The organism is Halopolyspora algeriensis, from assembly GCF_003337235.1.
Classification (GTDB): Bacteria; Actinomycetota; Actinomycetes; order Mycobacteriales; family Pseudonocardiaceae; genus Haloactinomyces; species Haloactinomyces algeriensis.
On sequence record NZ_QPJC01000001.1, the window covers coordinates 618,635 to 635,210 of the forward strand.

Annotated in this window: 11 protein-coding genes; 8 read left to right on the forward strand and 3 right to left on the reverse strand. The window is 67.8% G+C overall.

Annotated features, from left to right (window positions below; all coding sequences use genetic code 11):
• Positions 1-36: 36 nt before the first annotated feature.
• The 3 genes from DFQ14_RS02985 (at position 37) to DFQ14_RS02995 (ending at position 2,899) form a co-directional block, all read left to right on the forward strand.
• Complete coding sequence (locus tag DFQ14_RS02985; protein ID WP_246195866.1) at positions 37-1,278, forward strand: CynX/NimT family MFS transporter; 1,242 nt, start codon at positions 37-39, stop codon at positions 1,276-1,278.
• 255 nt (positions 1,279-1,533) lie between these two features.
• On the forward strand, positions 1,534-2,172 hold the full coding sequence (locus DFQ14_RS02990; protein WP_114451413.1) for a hypothetical protein: 639 nt from the start codon (positions 1,534-1,536) through the stop codon (positions 2,170-2,172).
• Positions 2,173-2,239: 67 nt separating this feature from the next.
• Complete coding sequence (locus DFQ14_RS02995) at positions 2,240-2,899, forward strand: SDR family oxidoreductase (protein WP_114451414.1); 660 nt, start codon at positions 2,240-2,242, stop codon at positions 2,897-2,899.
• A gap of 330 nt (positions 2,900-3,229) precedes the next feature.
• Here the strand turns inward: DFQ14_RS02995 and DFQ14_RS03000 are convergent, their stop codons facing one another.
• Positions 3,230-4,552: a D-arabinono-1,4-lactone oxidase gene (locus tag DFQ14_RS03000; protein WP_114451415.1), complete on the reverse strand. Its 1,323-nt coding sequence runs from the start codon at positions 4,550-4,552 to the stop codon at positions 3,230-3,232.
• A 163-nt stretch (positions 4,553-4,715) separates the two neighbouring features.
• Here DFQ14_RS03000 and DFQ14_RS03005 point away from each other — a divergent pair, with 163 nt between their 5' ends.
• On the forward strand, positions 4,716-5,957 hold the full coding sequence (locus DFQ14_RS03005) for an alanine racemase (protein WP_179951487.1): 1,242 nt from the start codon (positions 4,716-4,718) through the stop codon (positions 5,955-5,957).
• Here the strand turns inward: DFQ14_RS03005 and DFQ14_RS03010 are convergent.
• A complete protein-coding gene (locus DFQ14_RS03010; protein ID WP_420810119.1) occupies positions 5,927-6,574 on the reverse strand; it encodes a TetR/AcrR family transcriptional regulator in 648 nt (215 codons plus the stop codon). The two genes, DFQ14_RS03005 and DFQ14_RS03010, sit on opposite strands and share 31 nt — an antisense overlap.
• Before the next feature lie 734 nt (positions 6,575-7,308).
• On the opposite strand from DFQ14_RS03010, the gene DFQ14_RS03015 reads away from it, so the two are divergent.
• The gene (locus DFQ14_RS03015) at positions 7,309-10,524 is read left to right on the forward strand and encodes an L-tyrosine/L-tryptophan isonitrile synthase family protein (RefSeq protein WP_114451585.1); all 3,216 of its coding nucleotides are present in this window, start codon (positions 7,309-7,311) and stop codon (positions 10,522-10,524) included.
• Positions 10,525-10,893: 369 nt separating this feature from the next.
• Here the strand turns inward: DFQ14_RS03015 and DFQ14_RS03020 are convergent, their stop codons facing one another.
• A complete protein-coding gene (locus DFQ14_RS03020) occupies positions 10,894-11,232 on the reverse strand; it encodes a hypothetical protein (protein WP_114451417.1) in 339 nt (112 codons plus the stop codon).
• Positions 11,233-11,738: 506 nt separating this feature from the next.
• Between DFQ14_RS03020 and DFQ14_RS03025 the strand changes: the two genes are divergently transcribed.
• The 3 genes from DFQ14_RS03025 (at position 11,739) to DFQ14_RS03035 (ending at position 16,366) form a co-directional block, all read left to right on the forward strand.
• Complete coding sequence (locus tag DFQ14_RS03025; protein ID WP_114451418.1) at positions 11,739-13,118, forward strand: helix-turn-helix domain-containing protein; 1,380 nt, start codon at positions 11,739-11,741, stop codon at positions 13,116-13,118.
• A gap of 25 nt (positions 13,119-13,143) precedes the next feature.
• Complete coding sequence (locus tag DFQ14_RS03030) at positions 13,144-14,055, forward strand: aminoglycoside phosphotransferase family protein (protein ID WP_179951474.1); 912 nt, start codon at positions 13,144-13,146, stop codon at positions 14,053-14,055.
• 544 nt (positions 14,056-14,599) lie between these two features.
• Positions 14,600-16,366, forward strand: a complete 1,767-nt coding sequence (locus DFQ14_RS03035) for a BCCT family transporter (RefSeq protein ID WP_114451420.1) — start codon at positions 14,600-14,602, stop codon at positions 16,364-16,366.
• Positions 16,367-16,576: the final 210 nt, after the last annotated feature.

Consider the following 16,576-nt stretch of genomic DNA (forward strand, 5'->3'; position numbering starts at 1 on the left):
CTTCGGGGAGACCCTTTTCGTCGAAGGAGGCGAGGCGTGCGGGCGGTGTGGCTTCTCGTGGCCATCGCAGTGTTGGCGCTGAACCTGCGGCCACCGTTTACGGCACCGGGTGCGCTGTTGCCCGACATCGCCGCCGATCTGCACATGTCGACGACACTGGCCGGTCTGCTGCCGACACTGCCGGTCGTGTGCCTGGGGGTGTTCGCGCTCGCCGCTCCGCCGCTGCGGCGCCGCTGGGGCGATGAGGGCGTCATCGCGGTGTGCATCCCCCTGCTGGTGCTGGGAAGTCTGCTCCGGGCGGCCCCCGCGGTCGGCCCCTTCCCGTGGGTGGCGCTGTTCGGCGGAACGATCGTGGTCGGTGCTGCCGTCGGGATCGCGAATGTGGCGCTGCCCGCTCTGATCAAACGCGAGTTCGCCAGCCGGGTGACGCAGGTCACGTCGCTCTACACGGTGTTTTTGACGCTCGGCAGCAGCGTCGCGGCCGCCACGGCGGTACCGGTCATGCACGCGGCGGGCGGAAACTGGCGAGTGCCGCTGCTGGCGCTGGCGGGACTGGCGTTGCTGACCGGCCTGGTGTGGCTGCCCCCTTTCCGTTCGGCGCTGCTGCGCATCAGGCTGTCGCGTTCGGCGGGAGCCGACACCGCGGTCCCCGCCGCCACCGCGGGCACCCTGCTGCGCAGCCCGCTGGCCTGGCAGGTCACGGCTTTCATGGGGCTGCAGTCCCTGCTTGCCTACGTGGTTTTCGGCTGGATGCCGACGGTCGCGCAGGACAGGGGACTGGATGCGACGGCGGCCGGTCTGGCGCTGTCGCTGTCCACGCTCGTGCAGGCGGTCGGTGCGATGTGCCTGCCGCTGCTGGTCGGCCGCCGGGACGACCAGCGCCTGCCCGCGGTCGGCCTGTTCGGTCTGTCGGCGCTGGGGCTGCTCGGATTCTTCCTGGCACCGCTGCCGTGGATCTGGGTGTCGTCGGTGGTGCTCGGGTTCGGGATGGGCGCGTTGTTCGGGCTGGCGCTGAGCGTGATCGGGCTGCGCGCTCCCGACGCGGCGATCGCCTCCCGACTGTCCGGGATGGCCCAGGCCGTCGGTTATCTGCTCGCGGCACTGGGGCCATTGCTGGTGGGTGTGTTGCACGATCTCAGCGGTGCCTGGTTCCTCCCGCTGTGCCTGCTGCTGGTGGTGTGCCTGAGCGGAGCCGCCGCTGCCCTCGGCGCCGGTCGACCCCTGCACGTCGGTGCTACCGCGCCGGAGCCGGCCCGGTCCTCTTCTGAGCTCACCTGAATGGCGCATCGCCGGGCCGAACTCGCCGAACCGCTCGTCGACCGGTCACCGACGACTCATGGCCGCCGATCGCAGGGCCCCCTGTCGAAAGGCGAGGAACCGGCGCGGAGCTGTTTTAGTCGAGTGGTGCCGCAGCGAGGCCCGAAGGTCTCCGGCGCGGGATCTTCTGAGTGCTCTCACCGGCAGGTGCCGTCCGCCACGGGTCGGTTTCGTGATGCTGCGGGAGCAACCATGTATCGAGGGAGGCGCACAGCAGTGACCGCAATACCGGAACGTGCCGCGACCGACAACACCGTCCGCCTGTGTACTACCCGGATCCAGCCCTCGCTCGAACTGCCTGCTTCCGTCGGCACGCTCGCCGAATTCGCCATGGAGCCGCTGGGGTGGCCGGGCAGTGTCCTGGCCCCGATGAAGCTGATGGGGCGTCGCGTGGTGCCGGTTGCCGAGCTACTGCCGGACGCGCACGCCGAACGCCTGTGCGTGGGCAGCGCACCGGTGCTCGATCGCGCCGAAGTGGCGACCTGGGTGTGGCCGGAGATGGTCGACCGGGTACCGCCACCGGCGGCACGAGTGACCGGCGTGCTCGCGCCGGCACGTCACTGGCGTAGCGCGCTGACGGCGGCTGTGCCGTTCGCGCGATTCACCAACGCCGCGATCGTGGTGCCGAGGTCCGTCAGCGATGGCCGGGACTTCGTGTCGGCCTGCCTGATCCGCGCCCGCCAGTTCGGAGTGGCGGTGCTGAGTGCCGACGCCGAGAGTGTGCGGGTGGAGCTGGAAGGCCGGTCCTTCGAGGATGCTCCGCCTGCCGAGCCCACGGCCGTGTCCCGGTGGGTCAGCGAGGTCGCCTACGACCGGTTGCTCGCCTGCGAGGCTCCGGCCCCCAGCCACAGCTGATCGGTCCGGTCCCGGCCGTGTGCTCGATCGTCGAGTCGAGCCGCTGCACAATCCCTATGCTGAAGATATGCGAGTAGTGGTGGCTGGTGCCCACGGCAAGATCGCCCGCGAGTTCGGACGGTTGCTGACCGGTCGTGGTGATTCGGTGGCCGGACTGATCCGGGACCCCGAACAGGCCGTGGACCTGAGCTCCGATGGCATCGCTCCGGTGGTGGCCGATCTGGAAAGCCTCGATGCCGAGACGCTCGCCGGCTACCTGCCGGGAGCGGATGCGGCCGTTTTCGCCGCCGGTGCCGGTCCCGGAAGCGGTACAGCCCGCAAGGACACGGTGGACCGCGCCGGTTCGGTGCTGCTGGCCCGGGCCTGCGAGCGCGCCGGAGTGCGCAGATTCCTGCAGATCAGTTCGATGGGCACGGCGCAACCGAACCCGCCGGACGCCGGTGAGGTGTTCGGCGCCTACCTCGACGCCAAGCGAGCGGCCGAGGAGGATCTGCGGGCACGTGACCTCGACTGGACGATTCTGCGCCCGGGAAGGCTGACCGACGAGCCCGCCACCGGCAAGGTCGTGCTCGGTGACTCGGTCGGCCGGGCGGAGGTGACCCGGGCCGATGTCGCCGCCGTACTCGTCGCGCTGCTGGACGAACCCGACACGGCACGGCGAGCGTTGGAACTGGTCAACGGCGACACCCCGATCGCCGAGGCCGTGCGGGCACAAAGCGGGCACTGAGTGCCTGTCTTTGGTCTGGTTCTTTCGCTCGGGTGATCAGCCTGAGCAGGGTGACCCGCTCCGGCGTATTCGATCGGAATGCCCGCAGGCGGGCATCAGCAAGGCAGTAGGCCACGTGGCGGAGAGGTGGCTACTCGATGTGGCCTGCAACGCCGCAAGGCGCCGCCTGAGACGGGCGGTTCAGCAACCACCTGACCAAGTTCCAAGACGGGCTCTGAGGAGTCTTTCCCGATGCTTGTGCCGGTGGCCCACGAACCGCCACCTCGTCCGGCAGTCCTTTTTCGGAAGTCGGGGTTTCTCGTGTTGCAGGTCGCTTCGACGAGCGTCGCTTCAGCCCAGCACCCGGTCGAGGTGGGCGTTGCGGAACACACCGTCGGGGTCCAGTTCGGTGCACAGGCGGCGGAAATCGTCGAAACGTGGATAGAGGTCGCGCAGATCGGCGGCGCCGAGCCCGTGCATTTTGCCCCAGTGGGGCCTGCCGCCCACGGCTCGTACCACCGATTCGAAGGTGTCGAACCAGTGCCGGTAAGGCATCCCCGCGTACTGGTGGACGGCCACATACACGGTCGGTCGCCGGTACGCCGTGGACATCCACACGTCGTCGGCGGCGGCCACCCGCACCTCGACCGGGAACATGACGGGATGCTCGAGCACGTCGACGGCCGCGCGCAGTTCCGCGATCACCTCGGTGAGGGATTCGCGCGGGATCGCGTACTCGGATTCGACGAACCGAACGGTGCGGCTGGTCACGAACACTCGGTGGGAGCGGTCGCTGTACGACCGTGATGACCACATCGCCCCGGACAACCGCGTCAGCGGCCGGACGAGTGCCGGGAACGTGCGTCCGAGCCGGCACAGCGCGCCGAAGACGCGGTTTTCCAGCACTTCGTATTCGAGGAAATCGCGCACCGGGTGCAGTGGTGTGGGCTCGACCTCTCGTGGGAGCCGGTTGTTGCGCTTGACCAGTGTGTTCGAGCCGTGCGGGAACCAGTAGAACTCGATGTGGTCGTTGGTTTCGGCCAGGTCGTCGAACCGGTCGAGGACGCTGTCCAGCGGTTCGGGGTGCTCGTCGGCGGCCAGGGCGAACGCCGGGACGCAGCGCAGGGTGATCGTGCTGAGTACTCCCAGCGCACCGAGACTCACTCTGGCGGCGTCGAACAGCTCCGGGTTCTCGGTCGCCGAGCAGCGGCGGATCGAGCCGTCGGCGAGCAACAGCTCCAGGGAGTGCACCTGGGTGGCCATGCCGCCGAGGTGTGCCCCGGTTCCGTGCGTGCCGGTGGACAGGGCACCCGCGAGGGTCTGCCGGTCGATGTCGCCCAGGTTGGGCAGGGCCAGGCCGAGATCGGCGAGTTCGGAGTTGAGCTGGTGCAGGGGAGTTCCGGCGCGGACGGTGACCAGGCCGGTGCCGTGATCGGCGTGCACGATTCCGGCCCAGCGCGACAGGTCCAGCGCAATCCCTCCGGTGCCGTGCGGGCCCGAGGGAGCTCCGATGGCGCTGAAGGAGTGCCCGCTGCCCAGTGGGCGAACCGTCCGGCCGGTGTGCCGGGCGGAGGCGATGGCGGCGGCGGTCTCTTCGATGTCGTGCGGTCGCACGATCGCGGCCGGGGTGGCGGTTGCCGTACCCGCCCAGTTCGCCCATGGGGTTCGCGTCATCACCGTATCGCTCTCACGGGTGAGTTTCGAGCAAATTAAGTGAATTACATTCGCTTTGCAAGAGTTTTCGTCCTACCGTGGAGTGGTGTCAGCCACTTCCAGTACACCCGTTTCCGGCTCGACAGGGCACGCTGCGGGCGCTTCCGAGCCGAACGGGCCCGGCATCGACGACCTCGATGCGGCGACCGGTGAGCTCGACGCCCCGCTCGCGGTGATCGACCTCGATGCCCTCCGGTACAACGCGGCCGAGCTCGTGCGCCGGGCTTCGGGCCGACCGGTGCGATGGGCCACCAAGTCCGTGCGCTGCCGGGCACTGATCCGATACGCTACCGAGCTGACCGGATGTTCCCGCCTGATGTGCTACAGCCTCGCCGAAGCGCTCTGGCTGTACCGGGAGGGACTCGGCGACGACATTCTGGTGGCCTATCCGACCGCCGACCGTGCCGCGTTGCGCGCGCTCGCCGCCGATCCCGGTGCGGCACATGCCATCGCGATCACGGTCGATGCGCCCCGGCATCTCGATCTCGTCGACGCCGCGGTCGGCGCTTCGCGGCCGGAGATCCGGTTGTGCCTGGAGATCGATGCCGCATGGCAACCACTGGCGGACGCACCGCTGCTCGGCTCGGTCCTGCGGGGAAATCCCCATATCGGTGCTCTGCGCTCTCCGGTCCGCACCGAAGCCCAGGCTCGTGCACTGGTCGAGGCCGTGCTCGACCGCGGGAACTACCGCATCGTCGGGTTGATGGCCTACGAGGGGCAGATCGCCGGGCTCGGTGATGCGCCGCCACGGCGACCGCTGCGCGCGGCCGCTGTGCGCTGGGTCCAGCGCCGTTCGGCGGCCGAGCTTGCCGAGCGGCGTGCGGCCGTCGTGCGAGCCGTGCGGGAACTGGTGCCGCTGGAGTTCGTCAACGGAGGTGGAACCGGCAGCTTGGAACGCACCGCGGCCGAACCGGCCGTGACCGAGGTGGCGGCGGGATCGGGGCTGATCGGGCCCACCCTGTTCGACACCTATCGGACGTTCCGGCCGCGCCCGGCCGCGCTGTTCGCCCTGCCGGTCGTGCGCCGGCCCGGCCCGCGCGTGGCGACGGTGTTCGGGGGTGGGTACCTCGCCTCCGGGCCCGCGGGAGCCGACCGTGTGCCCACGCCGTACCTGCCCGCCGGGCTGCGCTTGACCGCCGCCGAAGGCGCCGGGGAGGTCCAGACACCGGTGACCGGACCGGCCGCTGACCGCCTGCGCCTCGGCGACCGCGTGTGGTTCCGGCATGCCAAGGCGGGAGAACTCGCCGAACGGTTTTCCCGGTACCACCTGCTGGAGAAGAGCGCACCGTCCGGCTCGGGAACGGCGAAGACCAGGCTTGTCGGCACCGTGCCCACCTACCGGGGAGAGGGCAAGTCCTTCGGGTGATCTCCGGGGATTCGGCTCGACAGGTATCCCCGCACCAGTTCACGGGCCTCGGCCACGAGTGCGGGATCGCCCGTGGGGTCGCGTCGGAACGCCAGGTGCAGCACCGCATCGGCGGCTTCGACAGCCACCGACAGGGGCAACTCCAGATCGGCGTGGTCCATCTCGAACTGCTCGGCGATCAGCTCGATGAGCTTGTCGGCGATGACCGCGTTGTTGTCCTTGCTGTCGTCGAGCAACCGCAGGTCCACCACATCACCGAAGTGCAGGCGGCTGAAGGCGGGCACTTCGCGATGCATCGTCATGTAGACGTCGAAGACCGCGTCCACGGCGTCCCACCAGTGCACGATCTCGGCATGCTCGAACCGGTTGGAGACGGTCTGTACGAATCGGTCCAGGTTACGCAACGTCAGTTCTTGTACGACTGCCCGCTTGTCCGGGAAGAACTGGTACAGCGAACCGACCGCGACGCCCGCTCGCTCGGCGATGAGCGTTGTCGTTAACCCGTCGTAACCCACCTCGTCGATGAGCTGGCCACAGGCCTCCAGCATTTTTTCGACGCGCTGGGCACTGCGTTGCTGAACCGGCTTGCGTCGCAAGGGAGCTACTTCGGTGGGCAAGATGACTCCTTGATCGTGTCCGAGGTCCATCGTGAAGGACCACGACCGTGCCGTATCACTGGGACTCGCTACCGGGATGGCTCGCAAGCTCACGACATTTCCGGGGAAGGCTCGTGTACCGCCGGCTCGTGGGCTCAGCTCGTGAGCTCGAAAGCTCGCGTACCGGGAGCAGGCCGCGTTGCCCCAGTTTCGCCCCGATGCCGGGAGCGCGCTGTGTGGACCGGCCGAGTGTGTGTCACCTGGGTGGGTTGTCCGTCCGCGGTGCTGCCTTCGTGGAAATGGCGCGGGATGGCGACGTCGGTACACCCGGTAGAGGAAATTCCCCCTTCGCCGACACGGGGAACAGGGGCTTTCGTATGCGTACTGTCACATTGCCCGCGCACATGGTAGCTATTTAGCGTGATCGAGATGTGCACGAATCGGGTTTCCAGTGTCATCGTGAGTCACTGCCGTGTTGGCTCTCGTTTTTCCGGTCCCTGTCGTGTTGTGCTTCCGTTGTGGGCACCGATTCCGGCTACCGTGGCTCATTCCCGCTCGATCCGTGCGGACCGTTCCCGTGCTCGGCCGGATGCGGGATCCGTACCGCCCGCTTCCCCGGAGGTCCCCGCGATCGTGCCGCCCACGGCTGCCCGCCGCGGGACGGCACGTTCCGCCCCGGTGACATCGCAGTGTTGAGGCAGGGTCCCGCCGAACCACTCGCAGACCTGGACGGACCCCGGGCCCCGGAGGTGGACATGCGTGCGGACTCCTCGACACGCGACGGTGCCGGCCATGGTTTCGCGGCACCGGTCGGGACGAATCCCTTGGGGATCGATGCGGGCAATGCGCTCCTTCGAAGCGGTGGCTACGGGTTGTACCTCATCCGCCGTTCCGGCCGGACGTACCTCGCCGGGGAGGGTGCGGGCACCGGGATATCGCTCGGTTCCGAACCCACATGGTCCGACTTGTACCGGACGCTGGTCCGGCTACGGCGGACGCGACGGCATGACGACCGGGGATGGCTGGATCACCTCGCCCGGTCGCTGCACGGGCGATTACCCGGGGGCACCCACCCGCGGACACCGGCGGCCGAAGAGGAGCGGGTACCGACCCCCGAGTGGTCGCGTTTCGTCGCCACCGTGCAAGCCGACCCTCTGCTGCGGATGCACTGCGCGACCCGGCGCGCAGCGATGACACTGCCTGCGTCCGAATCCGTCTCCCGGCCCACCCCGCCGCATCCGGCTCACCCCGGGGGCACGTTCGCAGTGGGAGTGCTCGAACTGGTCACTCCGGCTCCCGGTCTGGACGGGGGGCTGCTCCATCAGGTCCTGCAACACCGGTTCGAGCACCGGGAGGATGAACTCGCCTACTTCCTGGAGCACTTCATCCGGCCACCCCTGCGCGCGTTCCGGCTTGCTCTGGACAATCACCACACCGCCTTGCTGGCCCTGCACGGACCAGGCATCGGGTTCGAACTCTCACCGGAGTTGCAGGCCACCGGCAGGATCGTGGTCACCGAACACGTGGATGTGCGGGATGCGGGTCGACTCGGTGCCACCGACATCCGCGAGGGTGTCCGCGCGCTGGTCCGCACGCTCGACATGCTCGGTGCCGGATTCCGCGGCTCCGACGAGGTACCCGGCCGAGCGGTGGGTGGCTACTCGCAGGGGGAAGTGCGAGCAGGTGTCGACCGGGTGGTCGCCGAGGAACTGCGGTACCTGGAAGCGCACACCGCCGACGTTCTCTCCGGTGAGCATCCCCTGCAGTGCTTCGTCCACACGGTCCCCGACGAGCAGGACGATGCCCTCAAACGTGTCCTGCGCACCGTGCAGGAGCGCACCCGGATCCGCAGGTGGGAGCCGCACAGACCGAAACCCACCGTGATGATCGACCTGGATCTGTGCGCAATCGTTCCGTTGCAGCGCACGCTCGACGCCGCGCGGGCGATCTCCGGCCCCCGCGAGGGCGCCCCGGACGGGATCGCCGAACTGGCACACCCGGAAGCGTTGTGCGTGCTTCCGACCTACTCCGGTTCGACCTGGCGCAATTTCGTCGAGGCCTGCGGGCTCGCCGCGAAGTACCCGGGGGTGAACTGGCAGCGGGTCCACGCCGAGTTCTTCCGGGTTTTCGCTCGTTCGGGAGAACAGTTGCGTACCGACACCGTCAACGCGGGCCTCGCACGGTTCGTGTGGGATGTGCACGATGCCGGGGGACGCGTCGTGTTCGGTACCAGCCGTCGCAGGCGTGTGCGCGAATACACCAGAGAGGTGCTCGACACGGCCGGCGTACCGGATACCGAGTTGCTGTTCCTGCCCGACGATCGAGTCCGGCCGATCTCGGAACTGAAAGTGGAACAGCTCCGCGAACTCGGCGAGATCGACCTGGTTGCCGCGTTCGACGACATGCTGGCCAACCGCATCGCGATCACCAAGGAGTTTTCCGGAGCGCTGGCCGTCGCGGTGGAGATCCCCGGAATGGCGACCGAACGTCGGTCGGAGCAGCCGGTCGCCGACGCGGCGCCGGTGATCGCCACTTTCGAGACCTCGCCGCGGCCGCGTACCGGATCGGCGCTCTCGGCGCGCGGCCCCACGCTGTCCCACACGCACTCCCTGGAAGAAGTGCAGGTTTCGGCGCTGCGCACCAATCGCGTGGCACAGCGCTGGGCGGCTCAGCTGACGATGAAGGAATCACTGGCCATCGTGGAGTCCGTGGTGTCCGACGCCGACCGGGCGGCGGAGCGTGCCGCGCGCAGTGCTCACGCGAAGTTCGCCACGGCCGATCCCGAGCGTTCTGCCCACGCCGAGCAGCGTGACCGCACGGTGCGGCAGTTGCATCATCTGTTCACTCGTAAGCAGTTCCTGAAGGGCTCGCGGTCGAATTACCGGCTCGAGGACATGCGCCGCGACGCCGTCCCGTTCCTGGAACGCGGCAGCCCCATCGAAGTGGTGCTGCTCGGTTTTCCCATCAAGCAGTCCCTCAACCGGCTCAAGGCGTCCGGGCCGCTGCCGGACCTCGCCGAACTCGGCGCACTGGTTCGGCTCCGGGAGCTCCAGCACGCGGTCCGGTTTGTCTACCCCCCGGGGCTGCACTTCAACATCCTCACCGACGGACGGCATTTCCGTCCCCGCCCCCTCTCGGCCACCGGAGCCTACGGGCGGAAGCTCCGCCAGTACCTCGAACTCGCCGGTATGGACGGGTGTGCCTCGATCGCCGAGATCGACGAGGTGGCCCGGCAGCGGCGCGGCCCGGGTCTGATGCGCGAGCGCAGAGTGCTGTTCGTCCGGCACCGGCGCTTGCTCGAGGACATGTTGCGTGGCTTCGACATCACCGATGAACCATTGCGCACGCTGGACACCATCACCGAGCTCGCCTCCTCCGTGGACGGCCCGGATGCCGCGGTGCTCGCGCGTTCGCTCGGCATGCTCCGCGAGATGCTGATGTCCATGGTGTACTCGGTTCCCGTTCCCGTGCCCGGCAATGCGGACCGGCTCGCATGGTCACGGCTGGTCTATGCCGACGTGTACAACCTCACCGATGGCGGTGTATCACCCGAGGTCCGGCAGGCACGTGCGGCGGTGCTGCGCCGAGCCTGGCACAACGTGATCCGGTACCTGGCCACGTTGCGCACCGACGAGGCACTCGGCTACGACGATTTGTTCGGTGACCGTGTACGACTCACCGTCAGCGCGGCCATGCGGGGCCGGTGCGGATTCACCTACCTCGGTGGCTCGGGCCTGTTGCCCTGGCAGGGTACGGGGGTGCTCGATCAGCGGGGGTACGTCGCTGTCGACTTCGCCGTTTCGCTCGTGGATCAGGGATTCGTCCCGGTGTATTCCCCACTGCTGGGATCCCGCCAGCCGTGGATGATGGTGCCCGCCCAGTACACCCGGCCGCGGGCACACGGGGAGTGCGCCGGCGGAACACGGTTGGACGGGGACTTCGCCGCCCGCGCCCGCCTTCGCCGCCGGTGAAAAGGCCTCGGCTCTCGCCCGGGGAAACGAGAGCCGAGGCCCGGCTACAGCTCCGGCGTCCACTCGCTGAACACGCCACGCCGGAGAGTTGGAATCCGCAGGCCGATACCGGTCGGGGGAGGGGAGTCACGTCAGCACCGGCCCGCGGAAGTTCGGTGGCTACGGCCGTGATGGCCGTACGCAGCATTCCTTCGGGAACGCCCATTGTGGAGTTGTGCTGGTCGGCGATCGGAGCGATCGCTGCTCGGGGGCGGCCGACGACCGGCTCTGCCGTGGTCGGGGGTCACGGCATGTCGATCGCCGGCCGCCTGGCGGTTGCTCGGCCTGAGTCCGGCTTGCGGGGTGCCGTCCGAGGCCGAGGCCGCCGCTTCACGGCACCGGCACGGCCGTGCGCACCATGTGCGCCGGGCGCAGGTGCCGCGCGGGACGGGGCGCGAGGCCACCGGCCACCAGGTGCTCATAGGCCGAACGCCACACCGAACACGGTGCTTTCCGCTGGCGCCAGCGTGTCGAGCACTCCGGGCAATGACCTCGCTCGTCGGGCTCGTGAGCGGTCAGCAGCGCTCGCCATCCCTCGGTGAGCCGAGGGAGTTCGGAGCGCGCTACGGAGAGCAGGGACGGGGCGTCCGCGCGGTCCGCGAGCTCGGTAAGAACATCGAGCCGCTCCCACACCGCGTTGCGCAGCACCTGTCCCAATATCTCGTCCATCGTTACGTCACCGTCACTTTCTCGCCTGATCAAACGGCAGGCCGTAGTGCCGAGTCGGTCGGCCATCGGACCGACAGCACCACGGTTCTGCCGGGCGGCCCGGCGAGAACCACCCTGTCCCGGTTGGGCAGCACGGTGAAGAGGCCGGCACGCGGCCATCGCGCCCCGGCGGAACCGTTTCCAGTGATGTCGCTCGGCAGGTTCGGGGGACGGCTCGACCGGGCAATGCCCCGGACGAAATCCGGGTCTCGCACCGGTCTCACCGTGTGCCTGCTCGAAGGATCCCACTGTGCGGATTCCTCTCCGTGCTCGGTTGCTTACCGATGACTAGATTGGAATCCGTGATTCCGGTGTGGCTAGATGTAATGCGACGACCGGACAAACCGTGCCGACGAGCGGTCGGCGGAGTTCTGCTCCGCCGATCACCTCCACCGATACGTACTTCACCGGCTTGCAGGCAGGGTTTTACTCTGCGACCGACGCCCGAAAAGCGTAAAGGGGTCCATATGAACACCATCGGTTCGAGCGGCTCGCTCGTTACACCCGACGTCTGGAACGGTCGGGAAATGCGCGACGCGCTGGCCAGCCGGAACATCAGCGACATTTACAAGCTGCTGCGTCGCCACGGTGTCTCCCAGCGCCAGATTGCGGCGGCAACGGGTCAGTCGCAATCCGAGGTCTCGGAGATCCTCAAGGGCCGCCAGGTCATGGCTTATGACGTGCTGGCCCGCATCGCCGACGGGCTCGGTGTTCCGAGGGGGTACATGGGCCTCGCCTATGACGGGGCGACGGCAGTGAGAGTCGCACATTCCCCGAGCGACTCCCAGGCTGAGGAGGACGAGACGGTGAAGCGTCGGAAGTTTCTGTCCCATGCCGCGGCGGTTGCTATGGGAGCGTCCGTCTTCGGCGCGGAGGAAGGAGGGTGGCTGCCTGTCAGCGTGCAGACACCCGCGCCCTCGCGTATCGGCATGACCGACGTGCAACAGATACAGGCCGCCACCAAGGCATTGCGCGACCTCGACTATCGCTACGGCGGTGGCACCTGCAGGGATGCGGTGGTCGCCCAACTTTCCTGGGCTCAGCAATTGCTGGGCGCCCAAGCCAGTGACCAGGTCAAGCAGAAGCTGTTCGTATCGCTGGCCGATATGCACAGCCTCGCAGGATGGACCTCGTTCGACACCGGTTTGATGGATCCCGCGCGCGGCCATTTCGGGCGGGCGCTGGAATTCGCGAAGCAGGCCGAAGACGACAGTCTGGTGGCCAGCGTGCTGTACCGGATGGGGCGGGTTTACCTGCACTATCACCAGCCCAACGAGGCGTTGAAGCTGTTCCAGCTCGGGCAGATCGCGGCCCAGGATTCGGGATCGGCTCTGACCGTGGCGGTCATGTGCGCCAATGAGGGGTGGGCATACGGGATGCTCGACAGGCCCGACCAGGTGCAGAAGATGCTCGGTCGGACCAAGGACGAATTCGCCCGGGCGGATATGTCCGAGGCTCCCGAGTGGGTCCGCTTCTTCGGTGAGAACGACCTGCACGGCATGGCCGGATCGGCGCACGATGCTCTCGCCGAGTTCCATCCGGAACGCTACGCGCCGATGGCGGTGGCCGAGACGATCAAGTGCAACCAGGCATACGGGGCCGACATGCAGCGCACACACGTGTTCGGGCTGAGTCTGCAGGCCACCAACCACATTCGTGCCGGTGACGTGCAGGAAGGCATCAAGATCGGCAGGCGGGCGCTGGAATTCGGCGCCAACGTCAAGTCCGCCCGGGTGCCGGACAGGTTGTATCCCTTGCAGGTGGAAGCGGGAAAGCAGCGGATGAATTCCGAAGCGCGCGAGTTCTCCGAGGAAGTGCGCCTGTTCCGCGAGTCCCGCGAAATCTGAGCGGCCTGCGGCGAGTGTCACGAGCATGGCTTCTGCGACCACTTCCGTGCGTAAGGGCCGTTACACCCGGCCGAAACTGAGCGAGGCGCTGAACGAGGTGTGCACCTCGGTGGGGCTCGATCCCCGCGGCGCACGGTTGTTGCGCTTCGTCAACAACGGTGTGTTCCTGCTGCATGAGCATCCGGTGGTCGTCCGCATCGTGCTGGCACCGTCGTTTTCGTATCGTGCCGTGAACGTCGTCGAGGCGGCACGGTGGCTGGCCGCTTCCGGGATGCCCACCGTCCGCCTGCTGCCCGGTGTCGAGCAGCCGCTGCGGGTCGGCGAGCACCTGGCCACGTTGTGGGAAGCGGTCGGAGGGTCCGGGCCGGCGCCCGGTGGGGGTGATCTGGGAATGCTCCTGCGGCAGGTGCACCGGCTTCCGATACCGCACGCGCTGCCGGACTGGCAGCCGATGTCCGATGTCCGACGCAGGCTCCGCGACGCCGAGGAACTCGATCCCGCCGATCACGACTTTCTGGAGCGGCGCTGCGACGAGATCGAGCGGCGCCTGGCCGAGCTCTCCTTCCCCCTGCCCCGTAGCGTGGTGCACGGGGACGCGCACCTGGGCAATCTCATCGCGGGCTCGGACGGTCCGGTGCTGTGTGACCTGGACTCGCTGGCTGTAGGGCCGCCCGAGTGGGACTTGACGCCGATGGCAGTGGGGTATCTGCGGTTGGGGCATCCTCCCGAGGCATATGCCCGACTGGCCGAGACGTACGGCTTCGACATCACCGGGTGGTCGGGCTTCGCGGTGCTGCGTGCATTGCGGGAGCTCAAGATCACCGTCAGCGTGCTGCCGATCCTGCGGAGCAATCCGCGGATTCGCGGTGAGTTCCGGCGTCGGTTGCACTCGATGCGTCAGGGTGATCTCCACGCGCGGTGGGTTCCGTACCGGTGAGGAGGGCTCCTCAGGAGTGGTGCCACCGGGATGGAGCCACTGTGGGGCATTGCGGCCGTCCGAGCCGAGCGATCACCGGTACATGGCTGCAACTCACCGAATGCCGACGACCGCTCGGCGATGGGCCGGATTATTTCACATCGCGGAGTTCTGCTGTGGTTTTCCGCGGATCACGCGTGTGCCGAACGCGCATGGCCGTGCGGCCGGTTACCGCTCACCGGGCGATCCGTCCGGATGGGACGCTGTGGCGGTGCCGAGCCGGTGTCGCGCAGGGTGCGGAACGAGCTCGTGAGCGATCCTGGCGATACCGCGCCACGGGACCGGCCGGGTGCCGATTTCCCCACACCTGAGTGTCTGCGGGTTGCCCCGCTTTTGTGAATGGGTCACGGTTTTACGGACCACCGGTGGTTCGGGCATGTTGGTGCGAGGACGCGGGATGCGCGTGTTTCCACTGCCGGTTTTCCGGGTAAGGGTACCTGAGCGGTGTCCGGATAGTGGTATCTGAGCACTGGAAAGGAGGGGGCGTCGCGACAGCCGGCGCCGAATGCCTGTGTCGACGGATGCGAGCGGAACGCAAGCGGAAAACGACCAACAGCAACAAGGACTTGCCGAACAACCGGGGCGTACCGACTGGCGCATCTTCAGTGTCGCGGCCGTGATCGCCCTGGCCTTCGTCACCTGGGGTGCGTCCTTTCCCAGCTCGCTGGCCAACACCGCGAGTGCCGCGCTGACCTTCCTCGTCCGTGACGCGGGCTGGGTCTTCGTCCTCGCGGGGACGACTTTCGTGATCTTCGCCGTGTGGCTGGCGTTCAGCAGGTACGGCAGGATCCGGCTGGGGGCCGAGGACGAGGAGCCGGAGTTTCACACCGCCTCGTGGATCGCGATGATGTTCGCCGCCGGCATGGGCATCGGTCTGATGTTCTACGGGGTCAGCGAGCCGCTGAGCCACTTCGCCGACCCACCCCCGGGCACGGTCCCGGCGGGCACCGACGCGGCGGCACGGACCGCGATGGCCACGTCGCTGTTCCACTGGACCCTGCACCCCTGGTCCATCTACGCGGTGGTGGGCCTGGCACTGGCCTACAGCAGCTACCGCCGTGGGCGCCCCCAGTTGCTGAGCTCGGCGTTCGCGCCGTTCTTCGCCAACCAGCGCTCCGGCGGGCTCGGCGGGAAGGTCATCGACACGCTGGCCATCCTCGCGACCATCTTCGGTACCGCTGCCTCCCTGGGACTCGGTGCCACGCAGATCCGCTCCGGACTCCAGCAGGTCGGATGGCTGGGTCAGGCGGGTTCCACCACTCTCGTGGTGATCATCGCCCTGCTGATCGGTGCTTTCGTGGCTTCGGCCGTTTCCGGCGTGGCCAGGGGCATCCAGTACCTGTCGAACAGCAACATGGTGCTGGCGACGTTCGTGGCCGTGTTCACCCTCGTGACCGGGCCGACGGTGTTCATCCTCGATCTCCTCCCGACCTCGGTCGGCACCTACTTCTCCCAGTTCGGGGGCATGGTCTCGCGTGCGGGCGCCTTCGGTGGCGCGGAGATGCAGACCTGGCTGTCCAACTGGACGATCTTCTACTGGGCGTGGTGGATCTCCTGGTCGCCGTTCGTCGGGATGTTCATCGCCCGCATCAGCCGGGGGCGCACCGTCCGCCAGTTCATCGGCGGTGTGTTGCTGGTCCCCAGCGTGATCAGCCTGATCTGGTTCGCCATCCTCGGCGGCACCGCCATCCAGATGCAGCGCACGGGTACGGACCTGGCCGCCGCCGGTGACACGGAGGCGCAGCTGTTCGGCATGTTGCAGAATTTGCCGTGGGGCACGGTGGTTTCCGTCGTGGCGATGATCCTGATCATCAACTTCTTCATCACCAGTGCGGATTCCGCCTCGATCGTCATCGGTTCGTTGTCGCAGCACGGCAGTGTGCATCCGAAGACCTGGGTGGTCGTGTTCTGGGGCCTGGTCATCGGAGCGGTCGCGACCGTGATGCTGCTGTCGGGAGGCAGCGATGCCCTCACCGGATTGCAGAACATCACGATCATCGCGTCTTCACCATTCGTGCTGGTGGTCCTCCTGCTGTGTGTCTCCCTGGTCAAGGACATGAACACGGACACGCTCATGCTGCGGGACACCAAGGCGGCCGAGGTGCTGGAGCAGGCGGTCATCACCGGCACCGAGGAACACGAGGGCGAATTCCAGCTGAGTGTTTCCCCGGCCGAATCCACCGGGTCCTCGGGCAAGAGCGCCGACTCCGAAGGTTCTGGGGACACCGATTCCTCCGGTAGTGGCCGGACGGGTGGGGCGAGCTCCGGATGAGCCACCGAACGCGGCCGGTCGGATGAGACCGGGTTCGCACGCCTTGTGCATCCGGTGTACGGGAGTTGGTGTCTCGTGTGACGCGGCGTAACCTACCCGGGGACTGACAGCGACCTCGGAAACGATCCGGCTTGCCGGGCAAGCTGCTTTTCCGGTGGCCGAGGTCGGCCCGTGCGCTGCCTGTTGCCCGGGTATGCCGGTGTGCATGCG